The organism is Enterococcus quebecensis, from assembly GCF_001730365.1.
GTDB classification, from domain to species: Bacteria; Bacillota; Bacilli; order Lactobacillales; family Enterococcaceae; genus Enterococcus_L; species Enterococcus_L quebecensis.
Window position 1 is genome coordinate 1 of record NZ_MIKB01000013.1, and the last position, 21,313, is coordinate 21,313.

The window sequence follows — 21,313 nt, forward strand, 5'->3', positions numbered from 1 at the left end:
TTTTTTCAAAAGTTTCAAAGTTTTTTTCTGCTTGATGTTATCGATTGTTTCGCGACAACTTCATTAGTTTATCAGGTTGTTTGTTATTTGTCAACAAATTTTTTCCTGATTTCCAAAGATGTTTTAGTTGTTTTTGAATTAACAACTTTGTTATTCTATCATGATTACCTTTCTTTCGTCAAGAGGAAAAAAATATTTTTTTTAAACACTCGAAATGAATAAAATATAATCACGAGAACATGTATAAATATAACAAGACTTATCGTAAAATGCAACTAGAAAATGCCTATTTTCAATTCTTTTTTCACTTAGCGAACAAACATCTCAAACTTCAATTGAGCATTCGTTTTTCCTGTAACATTGATCTCCTACAGAGACAAATTATTCGTGAAAAAAGAGCAGAGGTTTTCACCCTCTACTCTAGTGTCTCTCTCTTATCTACTATTGGAATAAATATTCTAAAAATCGTCCCTTGATGAACAACACTTTCTGCGTCTATTCTTCCCTTGTAGTTCTCTACTAATTGCCTAGCAATTGACAATCCTAATCCATTACCACCCTTATTCCGAGCTCTAGCTTTATCTACTCGGTAAAAACGATTGAAAATCTTATCTAAATCTTCCTCTGGAATTCCTTCTCCAAAATCTTGAATAGCAATTTCAAACTCACTTAAAGTTTTAGATATAGATATATGGACTTCTTTACGTGTCGTCGAATACTTCACTGCATTATCTAAAATAATAATTAAAAGTTGCTCTAAATGATTCCGATAAATACCTAATGTTACTTCCTGGAACAAATCGTCGTCCAGAGTAATAACAAAATCCGGATATAAAATTCTAAAATTGTTAAACACTTGATAAACAACTTGCTTAGCATTCGATGTCCGATTTGAATATTGAACATCCACTTGTTCTGCACGAGATAAGTCTAGCATCTCTTGGACAAGGCTCTTCATTCGAACAATTTCTTGTAGGCTCGCTTCCAAAGATTCATCTAATACTTCTGGATCTTCTTTACCCCAGCGATTCAACAAATTCAAATGTCCTTCAATAATTGCAACAGGCGTTCGTAATTCATGGGAAACATCTTCCACAAATTGTTCTTGTTGTTCGATATATCGCCTCATACGATCCAGCATTTCATTAAAAATCTCAGCAAGGTCCGCCAATTCGTCATTTGAATGGATATCCGGCATGTGAATATCAGATTGGGGATCTTTTCTGATTGTGTCCATAGTATCTCTCAAAACTTTCAATGGTTTTAAGAAATATGAAGATAAAATAAATCCTAATACACTACTTAAGATCAATGAAATGATTTCCAAAACAATCAAGGTGATTAATAATCGATTTCTAATATCATAGAACGAAGATAGTTCATAAAAGGCCTGGATATAACCTGTTTGCTCCCTATTTTCTTTTGAGTAGACTGGTTGAATGATCAAGAAACCTGTTTTATCATCCAATGTTTTGATTTCAGCTTCTTGTTTCTCTTTTTTTTGCAGCTCACTTCGGACTTTTTGAGTTTCAAATACAAGCGTTCCTTGTGAATTATACACCGATAGGAATAACGCTGGTTGACCTAGTTCAGAAAGCATGGTGTCCATTTCCATCAACGAACCCTCTACAGATACTTTTTTGTTGTTCAGTTCATTTTCTTCAACACTAGGTGATTTTAATTTTTCGTATACATCTGATACTGTCAAATTATCTTCAATATTGGATAGTCGATTACCAACTTCAGCCACTGTTCTTTCTACATTTTCACGCTCTTTTTCAACAATAAGATTAACAGAGGACTTATATGTAATCACAGCAAAGATGGTAAATACAACAAATATGAAGAAAGAACTTGCAGAAGCCCACTTGATTGTCAAAGAAGGCCCCTTCAGTTCTTTTTTTGCTGCTCTTTTCATTTTCATCGCTTTCACGAGCGCATCACATATCCTGTTCCACGAACGGTTTGAATATAGCTTTCTTCCCCTGGAACATCAATTTTATTACGCAGATAACGAATATACACATCAACAACATTGGTTTCAACTTCTGTTTCATATCCCCAAACTTTATTTAACAGTACATCACGGGCTAAAACAACATTGACATTTTCCATTAATGTTAACAACAATTCATACTCACGTTTAGTCAATTCGATCATTTCAGAATTACGACGAACCACACGATTTTCTTTTTCAATCGTCAAATCACGATAAGTAATTGTAGTTTGTTTGGCTACGTTCTTATCACCTTCAATGTCAATTCGACGAAGCAAAGCACGTAAACGAGCTAGTAGCTCTTCTATAGCGAATGGTTTTACAATGTAATCATCCGCTCCATGATCCAAACCAGATACTCGATCGATCACAGAATCGCGTGCAGTCATCATGATAATTGGTGTATTTTTCACTTGGCGTATACGTCGACAAACTTCAAGCCCGTTTAATTCAGGCAACATTAAATCTAAAAGGATAGCATCCCAATCATTATTTAAAGCCGCTTCTAAACCTGTACGGCCATTGTAGTGAACTTCTGCAACGTAACCTTCATGTTTCAGCTCTAGTTCTACAAAACGCGCTAAGTTCTTTTCATCTTCAATAATTAGAATATTACTCATTGGTTATTTGTCCTCTCTCTTTAAAAGCTATCTTAAAGCCTACCTATTATACCCACTTTTAACTCAAAAAGCTAGTAACAACCTATTTTTCATATCAATTGGAGAGAAAACCATGAGAAATCTTTAAATCCCATGGTCCTCCAACATATTATTCTTCGTTATACCAACTATAGTGGTATGTTCCTTCTTTATCAACACGCTGATACGTATGAGCACCAAAGTAATCTCTTTGTGCTTGAATGATATTTGCTGGTAAACGTTCTGAACGGTAAGAATCATAGTATGCAATAGCTGAAGCAAATGTTGGAACTGGAACACCCGCTTGAACAGCAATTGACACAACATCACGAACAGATTGTTGGTATTTTTTTGTAATTTCAATAAAGTAGTCATCTAACAACAAATTCTCAATTGTTGGATTTTTATCGTATGCATCTGTGATTTTTTGTAAAAATTGAGCTCGGATAATACAGCCCTCACGCCAAATTTTAGCAATTTGACCAAAAGGTAAGTCCCACTCGTAATCTTCTGAAGCTACACGCAATTGAGCAAAGCCTTGCGCATAACTCATGATTTTACTGAAGTAAAGAGCTTCACGGATTTTCTCAATCAGTTCTTTTTTATCTCCCTGATATTCAACTGCATCGGGTTTAGCCAAAACTTTACTTGCTTTAACACGTTCATCTTTATAAGCAGAAATGAAGCGGGCAAAAACAGATTCTGTAATCAATGGTAGTGGTACACCTAAATCTAACGCACTTTGGCTTGTCCATTTACCTGTTCCTTTATTTCCTGCAGCATCTAAAATCACATCAACGATTGGCTTGCCTGTACCCTCATCGTCTTTACGAGTTAGAATATCGGCTGTGATTTCTACAAGATAGCTATCTAGTTCGCCTTGATTCCATTCTTTGAATATCTCAGCCATTTCATCAACGGAAATGCCAAGAATATTTTTCATTAAATCATATGATTCAGCAATCAATTGCATATCACCGTATTCAATTCCGTTATGCACCATTTTGACATAGTGACCAGCACCATTTGGACCAATATAAGTAACACATGGTTCTCCATCTTCGGCTTTAGCTGAAATTTTTTCTAAAATAGGTGCAACTAATTCATAGGCTTCTTTTTGACCACCAGGCATAATAGAAGGTCCTTTTAATGCCCCTTCCTCACCACCAGAAACACCAGTACCGATGAAGTTAATTCCCGAATTAGCTAATTCTTCATTTCTACGAATCGTATCTTTAAAGAATGTGTTTCCGCCATCGATCAAAATGTCACCTTTATCTAAATGAGGCAGTAACTCTTGAATAGTTGCGTCTGTTGCAAAACCTGCTTGAACCATCAACATAATACGGCGTGGTTTTTCGATAGAGTCTACAAACTCTTCAATTGTGTAAGTCGCTTTAAAGTGTTTATCTGGATGTTCTTCTACGACATCTGTCGTTTTTGAACCTGTACGATTAAATAGAGCAACTGAGTACCCTCTACTTTCGATATTTAAGGCTAAATTTTTCCCCATTACGGCCATTCCGACTACGCCAAATTGTTGTTTTGTCATCTTGTATCCTCCCACTGTCTTTGAAAAGAAGTTCATTAGAATTTTCTTATAATCTACATCATTATAACGTAGAATGCTTGATATGAAAACAAAATAGTTTGATTAATTTGATTTATTCTTTTTTATTTTTTGGAATCTCCATAATTAGACCAATTGATCAAATAGATCTGATATTTTTAGTAAAAATAAATCCCCTAGGCTCCATGGTTAGCCTAGGGGATTTTAACATTTTCAAAAAAATGTTTTATGCTTCTTTAGAGACTACGTCTTTTCCATCGTAATGACCACATGCTGGACATACGTGATGGCTTTTTCTCATTTCACCACAATTTGAACATGCATTCAAACCTTTGATAGTTAATTTGTAATGAGTACGGCGTTTGCCCTTTTTAGCTTTAGAAGTTCTTCTAGCTGGTACTGCCATTGGTGTTCCACCTCCTTGTAAAGATGCGTGCATTAAATGCACGATATATTCCAATCTTACTGATTATCGTCCTCATCAGTTGTTTCACTGAATAATTCAGATAATTTAGCAAGACGAGGATCCATTGTTTCTTGTGCTTCTTCTTGTCTCTTCTGTAAGTAAGCTTCTTCTGATAGAACTTCCCAGTCATTGCCTTTTGGCATATCATGACTCATTTGCTCTTCTTCTGATAATACTTGAATCGGGATAGACAAAAGAATGTTATCTTCGACGGACTCATCTAAATCAATCGTTGGTTTTTCCAACAAGATGATTTCTTCATCAGGCATTCGTTCATCTTTGCTCTGATATTGTTCATGGGTCATAAAGACTTCATCAACGTCGATCGTCATTGCTAGCGGAACAGGTGTTAACGAACGTGAAGATGGAACTGTTACAATAACATCAATTCTATAATGAAGCAAATACTCTTCTTTTCCTACAGTTAGTATCCCGGTTGCTTTAGCAGGACTAACATCTAGAATCAGATCATCTCTTTTCATCAGAGACGCTTTTAAATCAAGTGTTTCTGAAAATTCACATGGTTTGTCTTTGTATTTGTTTAGTTCTAGTAAAGACCATTTCATATTCATCACCTCATAACGCAACAAAAGCAATTATACAGGGGGATGAAAGCTTTGTCAATGAAATTTTCTTGACAGCATTTTCTTCTTTCATTTTTTCCAAAACTTCTTGGTTTTATTCTTCATTTTTAATGGTAAAATAAAGACAAGGAGGAGTTGTATGAACGCATTTGAATTTGAAAATGTCTCTTTTATTCGGGATAAAAAGACACTGTTAAATAACGTCAGCTGGAAAGTTGGATTAGCTGAAAATTGGGCGATCCTTGGATTGAATGGCGCCGGAAAAACATTACTTTTACAATTGATTTGCGGTTATTTATGGCCATCAAAGGGAAAATTGACCGTTTTAAATCAGGTATTTGGTCGCGCTTCTATTCCAGAGCTACAACGAAGAATCGGCTGGGTCAGCACAGCCTTGCAATACCGTATGAAAAATGGAGAAACAGCTGAAAAGATTGTTCTTTCTGGAAAGTTTGCCAGCATCGGTATCTATCAGCACTACACTCCAGAAGAATTAGAGCAAGCAAAAAACATTTTAAAAAATGCTGGTGGCGAATCACTCATAGGGAAAAAATATGAAGTCTTATCTCAAGGCGAACGTCAATTAGTTCTGATTTCCAGAGCATTAATGACCAATCCAGAATTATTGATTCTAGATGAGCCTTGTAATGGTTTGGATTTATTTGCTCGAGAAAAGTTATTGTCTCAGATTCAACAGATCGCAGAGCAAAAAGATCATCCCACATTACTCTACGTCACCCATCACACAGAAGAAATTCTCCCATGTTTTAATCATTTAATGCTTCTAAAAGACGGAACGATCTTCGCTGAAGGAACACAAAAAGAACTTTTTAATGAAGAAAAGTTAGCTACCTTTTATGCTGAACCGATCCAAATTATTCCACTAAAAGACAAGCGTTTTGCCGTTTATCCCAAATAAAGTACTAAAAAGTTAGATTTAAAAATCTAACTTTTTTTCCTCTCCTATATTTACATAGTAAATACGAATCATTCTTCTGTTTGTTTAAATGTTTCAATCGCCGTTAAAAACTGCTCTCCATATTTATCCAATTTATTTTGCCCGACACCTTTTACCTGAAGTAATTGAATCGAATTTTTAGGGAGTTTTTCACACATTTCCTTCAATGTACTATCTGAGAAAATTAGATATGGCGGCACTCCTGCTTCTTGCGCTAAATCCATCCGTAATTCTCTTAAAGCTTCAAAGAGACCGTCATTAATAGCGGCAACTTTCCGAACACGTTGATCTTCTTTCCTAAAAACTGTCTGTTGACCTAAAAGTACTTGAACACCAGTTGGTGAAACAGACAACAACGGATATTGACCATCAGACGGATTCAAATATCTTTCAGCTGTAAGATAGTCGATTAATTGATTCACTTCTTTTTGGGTACGATCTTTCATTAATCCATAGGTAGGTAAACGATTGAAATGCCACTGATCGATTTTTTGGTCCTTTGATCCAGTCAACACTTTACCAACCAAGCCTTTCCCAAATTTTTCACCCATTCGTTTCACACAAGACAAAACTTTTTGGACATCCACTGTAATATCAACCAGTTCCCTTTCATCCAAACAATTAGAACAACGACCGCACTCGGTACCCTTCTCTCCAAAATAGCGCAAAATAAACTTCTGCAAACACATTTGTGCGTTTGCATATTGAGACATTTCTCTTAATTTCATATATTCTTTTTGTTTATAATCAATTGTCATTTCAGACTGGTCAATAAAAAATTGTTGAATTTGCAAATCCTGTGGTGCATAAAGTAAAACCGCATCACTTGGCAACCCGTCTCGTCCTGCACGTCCTGCCTCTTGGTAATAAGACTCAATATTTCCAGGGATTTGAGCATGAATTACAAAACGCACATTACTTTTATTGATCCCCATACCAAATGCATTGGTTGCAACCATCACTTGTATCTGATCGAATAAAAACTGTTCCTGATTGTTGTTACGCTCTTTTTCATTCATACCACCATGATACATACCAACCGCTATTTTTTTGCTTTGAAGTAAGTGATAGATACGTTCTACCTCTTTTCTAGTACTGGCGTATACGATACCCGATTGTCCTTGATTCAACTTCAAGTACTCCAAAAGAAACACATCACGATTCTGATCTTTAACAACCTGAAATGACAAATTCTCACGAGCAAACCCCGTTTGAACCTGATTATCTTTTGGGATATGCAATTGCTGAAGAATATCTTCTGCCACTTGAGGCGTTGCTGTAGCAGTCAACGCAATAACTGTTGGTTGTTGCTGAAATTGTTCAATAATCTCGGCTAACCGTAAATAGCTAGGGCGAAAATCATGTCCCCATTGAGAGATACAGTGCGCTTCATCCACCGCCAACAAATCAATCGGAACATGTAGCAATAATTGTTGGAAGTCAAAAGATTCTAAACGTTCCGGTGCTACATACAAAAGTTTCACCTCACGATTCACAGCCATTTGAACACGATTATTCATCTCTTGTTGTGAAATCGTACTATTAATAAATGTCGCTGGGATTCCCATCATATTTAACGCATCTACTTGGTCTTTCATTAAAGAAATCAATGGCGAGATTACTAAAGTTAAATTATCCAACATAAGTGCTGGTAATTGGTAACAAATCGACTTTCCGCCACCCGTAGGCATAATACCCAAAACTTTTTCTTTATGTAAAACATGATTGATGATTTCTTCTTGTCCTTGACGAAATTCGTCATATCCAAATTTTTCTTTTAATAAGGCTTTAATGTCAATCATGAAATTCTCTCCGTTCTTTGTATCTGGTAGTTATTTTAGCATGGGCTATTAGGCAATTCAAGAGAGGGTTCCCTCTGGCGTGAAACATTTTTGATTACGTGAAACAATTCTTCATTTTTTCTAAAAATCAAAACCTTTGTTTTTCAAGCTTTCTATAATAAGATACGCAATTTTATTGACTATTCACTAAAAGTTATCCACAAAAAAGATGGAACAAAACTTAAATCGTTTTGTTCCATCTTGGTAATCTACAAAATTACTTTTTCTTTTTACTTGCTTTTTCACGTTCGTTTTTATTAAGAATTTGTTTTCTTAAACGAATGCTTTCTGGTGTTACTTCACAATATTCATCCTCATTCAAGAACTCTAATGATTCTTCTAATGTAAGGATTTTTGCTTTTTTGATTACTGATGTTTGGTCTTTGTTTGCAGAACGAACGTTAGTCATTTGTTTTGCTCTTGTAATATTTACAGTCAAGTCATTATCACGGTTGTTTTCACCGATGATCATTCCTTCGTAAACATCAGTTGTAGGCTCTACAAAGACTGTTCCACGCTCTTCAATACTCATGATACTGTAAGTAGTTGCTTTACCTGTATCAATAGACACCAACGCACCTTGGTGACGTCCGCCGATTGATCCTTGAATCATAGGTAGGTATTGATCAAACGTGTGGTGCATGATACCGTATCCGCGCGTCATTGACAAGAATTCAGTAGTATATCCAATTAAACCACGAGCTGGAGCTAAGAAGATCAAACGAATTTGACCATTTCCAGTATGGATCATATCTTGCATTTCACCTTTACGTAGGCTTAATGATTCGATAACACTACCCATGTATTCTTCTGGAGTATCAATTTGAACACGTTCAAATGGTTCACATTTCACGCCTTCAATTTCACGTTCAATAACTTCTGGACGAGAAACTTGTAATTCGTATCCTTCACGACGCATGTTCTCAATCAAAATAGATAAATGCAATTCGCCACGACCAGATACTGTCCAAGAATCTGGACCGATTGGTTCTACACGTAATGATACATCTGTTTGTAGTTCTGACATCAAACGCTCTTCAATTTTACGAGAAGTTACGTATTTACCTTCACGACCAGCAAATGGAGAGTTATTTACTAAGAATGTCATTTGTAATGTTGGTTCGTCAATGTGTAAGACTGGCAAAGCTTCTTGGTGTGCTACGTCAGCAACTGTTTCACCAACGAAAATGTCTTCCATACCAGAAACGGCAATCAAATCGCCTGCTTTAGCTTCATTGATTTCAACACGTTGTAACCCAAAGAAACCAAAGATTTTAGTAACACGGAAGTTTTTCACGCTGCCATCTAATTTCATTAAAGCAACTTGGTCTCCAACTTTCATTGTTCCGCGGAAAACACGGCCAATACCAATACGTCCAACATAGTCGTTGTAATCTAACAATGATACTTGGAATTGTAATGGTTCATCTGAATTATCAATTGGTGCTGGTACATGTTTAATAATTTGGTCAAAAATTGGTGCCATTGTTGGTTCTTGATCTTCTGGGTTATCAGAATCACTTGAAGTTCCATTTAAAGCTGATGCATAAATAACTGGGAAATCCAATTGGTCATCATCCGCACCTAATTCGATGAATAATTCTAAGACTTCATCAACAACGTGTTCAGGGCGCGCTGATGGTTTATCAATTTTATTTACAACAACGATTGGTGTTACTTTTTGTTCCAATGCTTTTTTCAACACGAAACGTGTTTGAGGCATTGTTCCTTCGTAGGCATCAACAACTAAAACTACACCATCTACCATTTTCATGATACGCTCTACTTCACCACCGAAGTCAGCATGTCCAGGTGTATCCAAAATGTTAATACGAGTGCCGTTGTAATCAACTGCTGTATTTTTGGCTAAGATCGTGATTCCACGTTCGCTTTCAATAGCGTTTGAGTCCATCGCACGTTCTTGCAATTGTGTGTGTCCATCTAAAGTTTGTGATTGTTTCAATAATTCATCTACTAATGTTGTTTTACCATGATCGACGTGGGCGATAATTGCCACGTTTCTAATATCTTCTCTGTATTTCAATGTAATTGCTCCTTATCCTTTTGCCTTACGTCACTTGTTCATTAAATCCGACTGTTTATTATAGCAAATTTTTTTCATGAAATATAGTCTAAAGCTTTCAAAAGTTATGAAAATTTCATATTTTATTACTATTTTTTGAAAAATTAACATAATTTCTGATAAAAATCAACTGCTTTTTTCGATTGATTAACGTTTTTCTAGTGTCTTTTCAGTCGAACTATTCAAAAGACAAACGCTTTTGAATGTCTTCGTATGCTTTAGGTGTTGCTGCTAAAAAATACTCTCGCTTAGAAAACGATAACTTAGTTCCTTTTATATTAGAATATTTAAAACCAAACTCCTCTAGTAAAACTAAACCTGCAGCATAATCCCAAGGACTTAAATTGGAAATATACCCAATATGATTTCCTTTTAGCATTGCAATCAGTTCAACTCCAGCACAGCCACTTATTCTAATGCCCATACTTGCACGACCGATTTCTTTAGCAGAATAGATGTTTTCGCCATACATATACGCATTCATTCCCAACAAGCCTTCTGATAAAGATAAGTTTTTGGGTGTACTCATTTTCTGATCGTTCAAAAAGACGCCAAAATCCTTACCACCCCAGTATAATTCGTCTCTCATTACATCGTAAATAAATCCCAACTGTCCAATGCCTTCTTCAAAAACAGCAAGCATAATACAGAAATTTTCCTGTTCCATTACAAAATTCATCGTACCGTCGATGGGGTCAATAATCCAAACACGACCAGATAGAGAATCAATCGTATTAAATTCTTTTTCTTCTGCTAAAATTCGATCATCTGGATAATGTTTATTGATTTTTTTTATAAAAAACGCTTGCGTTTCTTCATCAATATTTGTGACCAAATCTGTTCTACCTGATTTTTGTGAAACAGTTAGTTGATTGGTTAGACTGACTTGGATATAACCAGCTGCTTCTTTTAACCACTCTTTGATTTCAATGATCATTCTTTCCTTCGTCATTTTAATCAACTCCTAATTTCAATCTACCTGACTCTTGTTTTTTTGCTTGTTGAACTGTTCGGTATAACGAATAACCAGATGCTTTTTGAAATTCATTGCCTAAACGCTTTTCTTCTCCGATACTTTTGACAACCATTTTAAACTCTTTGTACTTATTCAAAAAAATTCTGGTATCGATTCCTGATTCATTCGCTTCTTCCACCGCTGACCACATATTGGTAACAATCACCATCTCATCTGTGGACCAATCTAAATCTAAAGGGTATTGATAATCTTTCATGTTTTCACCTCTTTATCTAACTTTCATAATATCTAAAAATATATTTCTATGATCGGTTACTCAATTTTCTTCCTTTTTAAGCTCGACAAAATAGGTAAGAATAAAACACCTTTCTCTACTTCAATTTTTTGCGCAGAGTAAATCCCAGCATTTCCTGAACACATGTAACTGATCAAACAAATCATAAATAAAAATAATGCCGCCTCACTACCAAATAGTTCGATTCCCATAATAAAACAGGCAATTGGCGTATTTGTCGCTCCAGAAAAAACACCTATAAAGCCTAATCCTGCCAAAAACGGGATTGAAAGATGAAGAACTATAGCTAAACTACTACCTAAAGTCGCACCAATTTCAAATAAAGGCGTTACTTCTCCCCCTTGAAAACCTGCGCCCAAAGATAACACTGTGAAAAAGAGCTTACCTATAAAATCAAACCAAAAACCATCTCCGTTAAATGCATCTTTCAGCAATGGTAAACTCAACCCCAAATAGCGGTGAGTTTGCAAGATAAAAGCAGCGGCGACTACAACAACTCCACCAATGAAGTTTCGCAAAACAACATGTTTAAACCAGTTCGCATAAACCTTTTTAATAAACACGATTGAACGACTAAATAACCAACCAATCAAACCAAAACAAATACCAGCAATAATGACTTTAATGAACAATATCAGTGACCAATCAGGAATTCGGCCGATGGCATAATGTGTATGTGTTACACCGAAGGATTCTGTCACAAAATTTGCAAAAAAAGCAGCAAAGAAACTCGGGAAAAGTCCATCTGATCGTAAGCGACCGATTACTAAAACTTCTAATCCAAAAATCGTCCCTGCTAAGGGTGTGCCAAAAACAGAACTAAAGCCTGCGCTGATTCCACTAATAATTATAATTTGTCTTTCAACTTTATCTAAACGAAAAAGACGTCCTATAGCATCCGCTACTGTTCCGCCCATTTGAACAGCTGTCCCTTCTCGACCAACCGAGCCGCCAAACAAATGTGTGGTGATTGTACCAAATAAGGTTAAAGGAATTAATCGTAATGGAATATTTTCTTGTTCTCCATTCGCTTGATCGATCACAAGGTTGTTTCCTCGAACCGAATTTCCTCCGAACCTTTTATATAAGAATGCGAAAATAGCACCGCTGAATGGCAACAACAATAAAAGCCAAGGGTTATCCAATCTCATCTTTGTCACTACATCCAAACTTTTTAGAAAAAATGCAGACAACGCCCCCATTACTAAGCCAATTAATGATGAGATCATCAACCACTTAATCATGTAAACACCTATCTTGACTGGTGTATGTAATTTGCCTTCCATTCTGTTCAGCTCCTTAAAGTATATCAACTATTCTATAATAACACTTCTTAAATCACTACTGGTCAATTATAACAATTTTTGATAAAAAAATGAGAAAGAAATGAATACTCTGTCTGCAAATTGATTCCTTCTTGCAAAACCAAAATAGTATGCTACTATAAATAGGAAATTTTTTATTTTTCTATCTATTCACTCTTTAGAAATATTAAATCGTTGTTTCCTGGTAAAGCTGTAGAGAAAGTCTACTGATGGATTATTCTCTCAAAAATGAAAGGATGTTTTCATTGAAAGATTTAACACATGGGAATCCCGCAAAATTAATTTTCTTATTTACCATCCCATTATTGATCGGTAATATTTTTCAACAATTTTATAATATGGCCGATATGATCATCGTTGGACAAACCTTAGGAAAAGATGCACTAGCAGCTGTAGGCTCTACTGGAAGTATTACTTTTTTAATCATTGGTTTTGCTCAAGGGTTAACTGCCGGCTTATCTATTATAACGTCACAACGTTTTGGTGGGCAAGATTATCGCGGTGTAAAAAAAAGCTTTGCAACTGGGATTATAATTAGTGGGATCGTAACAATTGTCTTAACTGCTTTGAGTTTAATCTTTGTCCGTCCCATGCTCTTACTTATGCAAACGCCCCAAGAGATCATTGATGATGCTCAACTATTTATTTCAATTATTTTTCTTGGAATTTTTGCTGCAATGGCTTTTAACCTGCTATCAAATGTGATTCGAGCTTTGGGAGACAGTCGAACACCTCTTCTATTTTTGATTATCGCTAGTATTATTAACGTTGTTTTAGATTTAATTTTAATTATTAATTTTCATATGGGGGTTGCTGGCGCTGGGATAGCTACGGTCACAGCTCAAATCATTTCAAGCGTTTTATGTGTGCTTTATATTCGCTGGAAAATCCCTAATCTTCAATTACGTAAGAAAGACTTTTCTATTGATCGACATGACTTTCGTGTTCATTTAAATATTGCATTACCAATGGCTTTTCAGTCCTCGATCATCGCAATTGGCGCTATTATTTTACAAGCAGCTTTAAATAGTTTAGGAACAGATGTTGTCGCTGCTCAAGCAGCCTCAGGAAAAATTGAACAATTTGCGACACAACCGATGATGTCCTTTGGTATAGCTATGGCAACTTTTACTGCCCAAAACTATGGAGCTAAAAAATATAAGCGGATTTTACAAGGTGTTAATCAAGCCCTTGTAATGAGTATCGGCTTTAGTTTATTGGCAGGTGGAATCGTTATTCTCTTTGGACAAAATCTCGTTACCCTTTTTATCAGCGGAAAAGAAACCGAGGTTCTTCACTTATCTCAAATTTATTTCAATGTAAATGGTAATATGTACTGGCTATTAGCGATCTTATTTATCATCCGCTATGCGTTGCAAGGCCTTGGACAAAGTGTGATACCGACAATTGCAGGGATTATGGAATTAATTATGCGTTCATTTGCAGCCATTATTTTAACAGCTTCTTTGGGATTCGTCGGAGCAGCGTTTGCTTCTCCACTTGCTTGGGCAGGTTCTGTAGTTGTTTTACTTGCTTCTTACTTCAAATCAATCAAACGGTTAAAAAAATTAGAGCATGAACAAGCGACCAAGATAGACTAGTTTTCCAATTATCTAGCTGAAACAAAAAAACGATCGATTCTCAAAAAGAAAATCGATCGTTTTTTTATTATACAGATTGTTTTCTGCCAAAATACTGACGCCACTTATTTTTTACTGAAGTTGTCATCGGCTCAGAAGCTTCTTTAACCGCACAATATTTGTCAACCATTGTAACGATGTAGCTTTCTTTATATTTCGGTGGTGCAATTGTTGCCCCCCACATATGTTTGATGATAATATCACGTTCTAGATCTGAAAGTTCCGTTAGTTTTTCTGCATTTTTCACAGCAATTCTAGGATGCATGTATGCATGAGAACCTTCATCGAACTTAGTTGTACGCCAATCGTAATAAAATAAATCATGCAATAATCCTGCACGAGCAGTTGCTCTAGCATTGCCATTCCATTTTTTAGCTAGTTTATAACTATAATAAGAAACGCTGATTGAATGATCTAAACGAGTTGAGTGAACATGCTGCGTGTAGTTACCTAAACGTTGCACTTCTTCTTTTTCCAACAAATCTTCCACATAAGACATATATTCTTGATCTTCACGCCATTTTTCAGTCATTAATTCTGGTTCCACCTTTTTAGAGACTTATTAAATTTCTATTTTTACAAATTATAAGATACGGTCATTTTTAAACTTGATGAAAGTATAGCACCTTGGTTTTCAAAATACTAGGATTTTTGAATTCCGTAACTAAAGTTTAATATTTGCTTCATGACTATATTGATTTATATCTGTTAATTTGTGATGTTTCTTAGTTTTTCTTGTGCCTCTTTCGCCCATGGGTGAATAACTGCTGGTTCAGAATTAAATAAATAGTCGAGATAGATTAGTGAGGCTTTTTCTAAAGAGATGTCCAAAGCTGTCAATAATTCTTCCAAATAAGGCGGTTCACCTGAGTGATCCCATTTAATTTTATCAGCTAAGAAGACAATCATGTCTAACTGATAAAAATCTCTTTTTAATGTGGTATGACACTCTATAGCTGACAGTATTGATTCATCCTTTATTCTAAATAATTCTTTAGCCATATACTTTGAAAGTTTTTGATGAATAATCATCGGAAGTTTTCGTTCTTCAGAAAGTACGTTGATCTCTAGCAATTCAGCAAGCTCAACTCTTCTTTCATTTGGAATAACTGCACTGATATCGTGAAGTAATCCGCCGATTTCAGCAGCTCGCTGATCGTCATTAAAACGCTTAGCGAGTTGTCTAGCACATATAGCAACTTCAATAGAATGACTAGCAACTGCTTGGTGCATCTCACCCAAATATAATCTAACATCATTATACAGATCTTCTGTAAGTTCAGGCAGGTCTATTGTTACTCGGTTCATTTTATTTCCCTCCTTCATTTTGATGTTTGGCAAATTCTGCCTTAATCTCTATAAAAGATTGAAATACTTGCAACAATTGAAATAACTTAGCCCGATTTTCGAATTCTTCTCTCGTTTTAGGTAGTTCTTTTTTTCGATAGATTTCATAGACTTGCTCAATTTTATCTAAAATCTCTTGTCCATCGTTATTTTCAGCAAATGTTTCAGCCGTATATTGAAGTAGTTCCTGGATATTCCCTGCTTGTTCTGGTTCAACTGTTATTTCATTCAAAATTCGTAACATGTCTTTTAAGCTATTACTTTGCAACCGCCGCATCGTAAAGTACTCAATATAATAATGATTTGAAGAAATCAATTGATTTTCTGCATGTTTTTTCGCCCAGTTTTCTCCTGTTCGGATAAAAGCTTTCAGATCATTACATTTTTCAAATAAGTTTCTCTCTTTACCATGTTGATTTAAATATTCTGCCATGTTGTTTAAGATCTTTCGGAACATGGCTTCAATGACTTCTTGGTCTTCTTTCAAACGCTTTTCAGTATCCGGCATATACAAGTTCATGAGTAAGGCAAAGCCCACACCAATAGTCATTAAGAAAAACTCGTTACCAATAATTCTCCAAGACAGATCATTTTCCACTAGATATTGAGTCACTAAAACTGAACTTACAACAATCCCATCCGACAACTTAAAATAAACCGCTGCTGGAATAAATAAAAGTAAATAAACGCCAAACGCAACTGCATTAAATCCCAAAATAGTAAAACAAAGATAGGCAATAACTGTGGCTAAAGCTAAAGAAAGTAAGCGATAAAGTCCTGTTAATAAGGAAGTTTTCTTCGTATTGGTCACACTCAATACAGAAATAATCCCTGCTGATGCAGGATACAATAACCCAAAACTTCCTGCAACAATCATTGATAACGTTGCGCTCACTGCTGTTTTGATTGTTCGTAATCCAATTTTCATATGACTGCTCCTCACAAAATGATTAATGTTTGGTATTAATACTAGTAATTTTACCTCTATTTCGGTTATCATTAAATAGAAAACTGATTAAATCTTTATTAATAGGAGAGAAAGCTCATGGAAGTCGGTCCTTTTCGTTTAGGCATGCGTACATTGAAAACAGCTTTGGCTGTGATGCTTTGTATTATTTTATTTAAAGTATTTGATCGGGGAGCACCGATGATCGCAGCTTTGGCGGCTGTTTTTTCATTGAGGCAAGATTTAACTACCAGCCTTTCTTTTGGTAAGTCAAGAATTCTTGGCAATACTTTAGGTGGTGGACTGGCAATTGTTTATTTTTTGGTGAAAGATCTTTTTTCCCATGATTTTTTGGTTGAGTTATTTTTACTGCCTTTTTTAGTGATTGTGGTAATCGTTGTTTCTGACGGTATGAACAACAATTCGGGAATTATCTCAGCAATCGCAACATTGCTATTGATTTCTTTGAGTATTCCTCAGGGTGAATCAGTTTATTTTGCTTTATCACGAGTGATCGACACTTTTATTGGAACTTTTATTGGCATTGGCCTTAATTTCTTTTTCAAACCAAAGCCAATTGAAGAACAACGTGAAATTGAAGAGGATTTGGTTGAACTAGAACAGAAAGAAAAAGAATTGGAAGAACTCAAACAAAAGATTCAAACAAAAATAGAAGATCAACAAAAAGAATAAAAAGAGTGAGAGCCACAATGAGATTTACACTATCTCATTATGGCTCTCACTCTTTTATCTGATCTAACATTGGCGACCTTACAAAGGTTATCAGAGTCTTATTTCATTTTTTTCACTATTTTTTCAGCTTCTCTTTCACCTGATCTTACAGCTCCCTCAAAATATCCATTCCACACAGTTGCTGTTTCCGTTCCAGCCCAGTGGATACCGCCTGTCTCTTTTCTAATAAACTCTCCATATTTTATAAAGCCGCATGGCGCAAAGCGCCCTGTAAAACAACCATTGGTAAAGGGTTCTTCATTCCAATCTTGTGTTAAGAAATGTTTTGGTTCACTAGCTTCTTTACCATATATTCTTACTAGTTCTTTTATTAGCAACTGTTTACGTTTTTCTTCTGGCAATTCATTCAACTTTATAGAGTCAATACCATAAATAAAAAATGTAATAATCCCTTCTTCTCTGTTTTCATTGGAATTATCAATGGACTCCATAATCCACCCCTGGCTTAAATTAAATTGACCCGATAGGCCTTTTTCACGCCAGAACGGTTTGTCATACACAGCATGATATTTTGAAGCACTTCCAGGTAAAACATTTTGAAGCATTTTTTTCTTCATTGTAGGTAATTCAGGTACGAAAGTGATTTTAGAATTTATAACGCTTGGTGGTAACGCCATAAGTACAAATTTCGTTTCGTAACAATTTCCATTTTCTGTTTCCACAAAGTACAACTGATCCATTTTTGTAATCGTTCGAACTACTTGATTAAACTTTAATTCTGTTCCGTAATCTTCAGCCATTTTATTTGCCAAGGCTTGCGGACCACCAACAATACGATCTTGCTGCGCTCCTCCTTCTGACCCTAAAAGAATCTCAGTTCCTTGACCTGAAGCAATGTAATATAACATTTGAAAAAGAGAAACTTCTCCGGCATCCGATGCCAATAGTCCTCCAGCTAAGATTCTACCTAAAAATTCTGCAACTTCTTCATCTTTTGTTTGTGTACTCAACCATGCGTCAAGTGTTATTCTATCTTGATAGTTAATATCCGGGCTATTCTGAGGTTCTTCCAGATTAACTTTCTTTGCTAGGTCATCAATCACATCAAACATGCCCATCATTTCATCTGGAGCTTGATCATATAAATCATTATAGTAATAGTATTGTTCTTTTCCAAAAAGTTGTGTTGAGAATGTTTTCATTTTATATTTTTCGACCAATTCGTACATACGATCTTGCGTCGGGCCAATCCATTGTCCGCCTAAATCAATTTGAATGCCTTCATCCAGCCACTTTGTCTCTGCACGTCCCCCAGCTCGATCTCTCGCTTCTAGAATACAGGTTTTCACACCTTTTTCTTTGAGAGCCAATCCTGCAGATAACCCTGCAAATCCTGCACCTACTATTACTACATCGTACTTAGTATTCATATAAAGACCTCCTTAAACGTTTATGAAAAAAGTATAAACGTTAGAACGATTATAAGGTCAAGACTTTTCTACTTTCACTTGAATTTCTGTTAAATACTCTTTTTTGTCATTAGTTTCATGGAAATCAATCAGATAAAACTCATAAAAGGGCGGAATAATGCGGTAGTGTTCTCTTTTCAACTCCGCTTCCATTTTTGCAATATATTTGCTAGTCTGTTCGTAATTTCCTTTATAGAAATATGAAGCATAACTTCCTTCTTCTAAAATAAACTGATTTAACTGATTGCTAACTAGTTTGCTTTCTAAAATAAAGACACCTTTATAAATACTGCTTTCAGGTGGAAGCCAATCAATTATCCCTCCGACATAATGAAACTGATAAAATTCAGCCACATCCAGTAATTCCCCGTATAAGCTTCTCATCTCTTTTTCAAAACCAGCTTCATCAGTAAATTCACTTAGTCTCTGAAAAGCTCTTCGTTCCTCTATTTTTCTAATTATTAGCTGGTTCATTTGATTTTCTCTAGTTTTAAGTTCTTCCATAATTTTTAAACGAGAGGTAATTCCTGTTACTTTCTTTTTCAATAAAGAAATTTCTGCTTCAAGCTTTTTTGAATTTTCTCTCAGTAGATGTGTCGTATTTTCTACTGTTCGATTTTCTAGATAAGACTGAATCGTCTTTAAGGGTACACCTAGTTCTTTTAAATCTCGAATAATATTTAAATTATAAATATCTTTTTCAGAAAATGAACGATAATTATTGTCCGTCCTCTCTGGCTGAATCATCATCAATTTTTCGTAATGGCGAAGCGTATGTGTAGAGATGCCATACATTTTTGCAATTTCTTTTATAGTGAAATCACCTTTTGTCATTTTATCACCCATTCTTTGAGGATTATAAAAACAGCTTCTTGAATTTCTTGTCCCATTATAATGTAACAGAACTCTTTTATACTATCTATTTACTTGCCCAAGAATGCTTGTCTATGTAAAAACGACGTAGAGTCGTCCTACACTTAAAATGTAGTAACTCTACGTCGCTTTTAATGATTATTTACCTTCATCTTCGCTATAGAAATTTACATTACTGTTCGTTCCTTTTTTAGAGAAGTTCTCAATCAATTCTTTTACATCTAGCCCTGTTGTTTCTTTTAACGTTTCTTGTGTTCCAGCTAACAAGTTTGTCGCATAGTTGGTAATACGATTGGCACCAGCATTTTCTCCGCCACCACCTGTGTCAACAACAGAGATTTTATCAATGTTGCTAAGTGGTTGAGCTGCTTCTTTCATTAACTGTGGTAACATTTCCATAACCATGCTTAACACTGCAGCTTCCCCATATTCTTTAAAGGCATCCGCAATTTTTTGTTTTGCTTCGGCTTCGGCAGCACCACGAGCTAAAATAGATTCCGCTTCGGCTTGTCCAGCTAAACGTGTTTGATTCGCTTCAGCTTCCGCTAAAGATTCAACACGGAAACGTTCCGCTTCGGCTTCGGCAACTTCACGAGCTTTTTGAGCTAATGCTTCTTGTTCTTTTGCATAACGATCTGCATCGGCTTTTTTCTTCACTTCTGAATCGTATTGTTTTTCTCGACGAATAATTTCTTTTTCTTCCAACTCGATTTGCTTTTGACGTTCGATGACTTTAACTTCCATCTCTTGTGCAATAACATCTTGTTGAGCTTTGGCTGTCTCCAAGTTGTACGCTTGGTCAGCTTTGGCTTTAGCAATATCTTGTTCTTCTTTGTATGTTGCTAATTTCAGTTCTTTTTCTTTCGATGCTTCTGCGATTTCAGTTTGACGTTGTAATTCAGCTTGTTGTGATTCTTTTTCAGCTTCGGCTTTTTTGATACGTGTTTCTTTCCAAGCTTCCGCTTCTGCAATATCTGCATCACGCTTAACTTGGGCAATTCTTGGCTTACCTAGAGAATCCAAATAACCATTTTTATCGCGAACTTCTTTGATAGTAAACGATACAATGATTAGACCCATTTTAGCTAAGTCCACGCTAGCAACTTCTTGCACACTTTGGCTGAATTTATCACGGTTTTGATAAATTTCTTCCACAGTCATTGAACCTAAAATCGAACGCAAGTGTCCTTCTAATACTTCACGGGCTTCGTTTTCAAGCTCCTCACGTGTTTTACCTAAAAATTGTTCCGCTGCTGTTGCAATTTCTTCCACTGAAGAACCAATTTTAATGATTGATGTTCCATCACACATAACTGGAACACCTTGTTCTGTATACACTTCTGGCGTGGATACATCTAATTTGCTTGAAAGTAGACTGATACGGTTTGATCGTTGGAACACTGGTAATACAAACGCTCCTCCACCACGAACAATTTTGATTTTATTACCGCTTTCATCTGCATGTACATTTTTACTACCTAAATAACTCCCACTAATAATCAACGCTTCATCTGGTTTAGCTGTTTGATATTTTGAAATAAAAACGATCAACAGCATTAATAAAATAAAAACAACCAGAACAATTGGTCCCAAAATTCCTAAATCCATTTTCT

General features: G+C 35.6%; 19 protein-coding genes. 3 read left to right on the plus strand and 16 right to left on the minus strand.

Features of this window, described 5'->3' with window-relative positions:
* Window positions 1-415: 415 nt before the first annotated feature.
* The 5 genes from BCR23_RS06350 to BCR23_RS06370 all read right to left on the minus strand — a co-directional run bounded on the left by BCR23_RS06350 (window position 416) and on the right by BCR23_RS06370 (window position 5,236).
* Entirely contained in the window at window positions 416-1,918 is a 1,503-nt protein-coding gene (locus BCR23_RS06350) for a HAMP domain-containing sensor histidine kinase (protein WP_069634974.1), read from the minus strand.
* Window positions 1,919-1,929: 11 nt separating this feature from the next.
* Window positions 1,930-2,616 (minus strand): response regulator transcription factor, encoded by a 687-nt coding sequence (locus BCR23_RS06355; protein WP_069634651.1) that lies wholly within the window; start codon window positions 2,614-2,616, stop codon window positions 1,930-1,932.
* Window positions 2,617-2,764: 148 nt separating this feature from the next.
* Window positions 2,765-4,186, minus strand: a complete 1,422-nt coding sequence (gene gndA / locus BCR23_RS06360; RefSeq protein WP_069634652.1) for an NADP-dependent phosphogluconate dehydrogenase — start codon at window positions 4,184-4,186, stop codon at window positions 2,765-2,767.
* Window positions 4,187-4,430: 244 nt separating this feature from the next.
* A complete protein-coding gene (rpmF, locus tag BCR23_RS06365) occupies window positions 4,431-4,610 on the minus strand; it encodes a 50S ribosomal protein L32 (RefSeq protein ID WP_069634653.1) in 180 nt (59 codons plus the stop codon).
* Between the two features lie 56 nt (window positions 4,611-4,666).
* A complete protein-coding gene (locus tag BCR23_RS06370; RefSeq protein WP_069634654.1) occupies window positions 4,667-5,236 on the minus strand; it encodes a YceD family protein in 570 nt (189 codons plus the stop codon).
* A 157-nt stretch (window positions 5,237-5,393) separates the two neighbouring features.
* On the opposite strand from BCR23_RS06370, the gene BCR23_RS06375 reads away from it, so the two are divergent.
* Window positions 5,394-6,173: an ABC transporter ATP-binding protein gene (locus BCR23_RS06375; RefSeq protein ID WP_069634655.1), complete on the plus strand. Its 780-nt coding sequence runs from the start codon at window positions 5,394-5,396 to the stop codon at window positions 6,171-6,173.
* A gap of 68 nt (window positions 6,174-6,241) precedes the next feature.
* Here BCR23_RS06375 and recQ read toward each other — a convergent pair whose 3' ends face one another.
* The 5 genes from recQ to BCR23_RS06400 form a co-directional block, all read right to left on the minus strand.
* A complete protein-coding gene (recQ, locus tag BCR23_RS06380; protein ID WP_069634656.1) occupies window positions 6,242-8,014 on the minus strand; it encodes a DNA helicase RecQ in 1,773 nt (590 codons plus the stop codon).
* Window positions 8,015-8,270: 256 nt separating this feature from the next.
* Window positions 8,271-10,097 carry a translational GTPase TypA gene (typA, locus tag BCR23_RS06385; protein WP_069634657.1) on the minus strand — a complete coding sequence of 609 codons (1,827 nt, stop codon included), beginning with the start codon at window positions 10,095-10,097 and terminating at the stop codon, window positions 8,271-8,273.
* A gap of 217 nt (window positions 10,098-10,314) precedes the next feature.
* A complete protein-coding gene (locus BCR23_RS06390; RefSeq protein ID WP_069634658.1) occupies window positions 10,315-11,088 on the minus strand; it encodes an inositol monophosphatase family protein in 774 nt (257 codons plus the stop codon).
* A 1-nt stretch (window position 11,089) separates the two neighbouring features.
* Window positions 11,090-11,368, minus strand: a complete 279-nt coding sequence (locus tag BCR23_RS06395) for a UPF0223 family protein (RefSeq protein WP_069634659.1) — start codon at window positions 11,366-11,368, stop codon at window positions 11,090-11,092.
* Window positions 11,369-11,424: 56 nt separating this feature from the next.
* Window positions 11,425-12,693 (minus strand): voltage-gated chloride channel family protein, encoded by a 1,269-nt coding sequence (locus BCR23_RS06400; RefSeq protein ID WP_069634660.1) that lies wholly within the window; start codon window positions 12,691-12,693, stop codon window positions 11,425-11,427.
* A 284-nt stretch (window positions 12,694-12,977) separates the two neighbouring features.
* Here BCR23_RS06400 and BCR23_RS06405 point away from each other — a divergent pair, with 284 nt between their 5' ends.
* Window positions 12,978-14,333, plus strand: coding sequence for an MATE family efflux transporter (locus tag BCR23_RS06405; RefSeq protein WP_069634661.1), 1,356 nt, complete (start codon window positions 12,978-12,980; stop codon window positions 14,331-14,333).
* A gap of 67 nt (window positions 14,334-14,400) precedes the next feature.
* Here BCR23_RS06405 and BCR23_RS06410 read toward each other — a convergent pair whose 3' ends face one another.
* The 3 genes from BCR23_RS06410 to BCR23_RS06420 form a co-directional block, all read right to left on the minus strand.
* Window positions 14,401-14,904: an HD domain-containing protein gene (locus BCR23_RS06410; protein WP_069634662.1), complete on the minus strand. Its 504-nt coding sequence runs from the start codon at window positions 14,902-14,904 to the stop codon at window positions 14,401-14,403.
* 176 nt (window positions 14,905-15,080) lie between these two features.
* Complete coding sequence (gene yqeK, locus BCR23_RS06415; RefSeq protein WP_069634663.1) at window positions 15,081-15,680, minus strand: bis(5'-nucleosyl)-tetraphosphatase (symmetrical) YqeK; 600 nt, start codon at window positions 15,678-15,680, stop codon at window positions 15,081-15,083.
* Between the two features lies 1 nt (window position 15,681).
* On the minus strand, window positions 15,682-16,647 hold the full coding sequence (locus BCR23_RS06420) for an aromatic acid exporter family protein (protein WP_069634664.1): 966 nt from the start codon (window positions 16,645-16,647) through the stop codon (window positions 15,682-15,684).
* A gap of 117 nt (window positions 16,648-16,764) precedes the next feature.
* Between BCR23_RS06420 and BCR23_RS06425 the strand changes: the two genes are divergently transcribed.
* Entirely contained in the window at window positions 16,765-17,358 is a 594-nt protein-coding gene (locus tag BCR23_RS06425) for an FUSC family protein (RefSeq protein ID WP_069634665.1), read from the plus strand.
* A gap of 98 nt (window positions 17,359-17,456) precedes the next feature.
* Here BCR23_RS06425 and BCR23_RS06430 read toward each other — a convergent pair whose 3' ends face one another.
* The 3 genes from BCR23_RS06430 to BCR23_RS06440 form a co-directional block, all read right to left on the minus strand.
* Window positions 17,457-18,788 carry a flavin monoamine oxidase family protein gene (locus BCR23_RS06430; protein WP_069634666.1) on the minus strand — a complete coding sequence of 444 codons (1,332 nt, stop codon included), beginning with the start codon at window positions 18,786-18,788 and terminating at the stop codon, window positions 17,457-17,459.
* Window positions 18,789-18,845: 57 nt separating this feature from the next.
* Window positions 18,846-19,661 carry a MerR family transcriptional regulator gene (locus tag BCR23_RS06435; RefSeq protein WP_167352157.1) on the minus strand — a complete coding sequence of 272 codons (816 nt, stop codon included), beginning with the start codon at window positions 19,659-19,661 and terminating at the stop codon, window positions 18,846-18,848.
* Window positions 19,662-19,838: 177 nt separating this feature from the next.
* Window positions 19,839-21,308 (minus strand): flotillin family protein, encoded by a 1,470-nt coding sequence (locus BCR23_RS06440; protein WP_069634668.1) that lies wholly within the window; start codon window positions 21,306-21,308, stop codon window positions 19,839-19,841.
* Window positions 21,309-21,313: the final 5 nt, after the last annotated feature.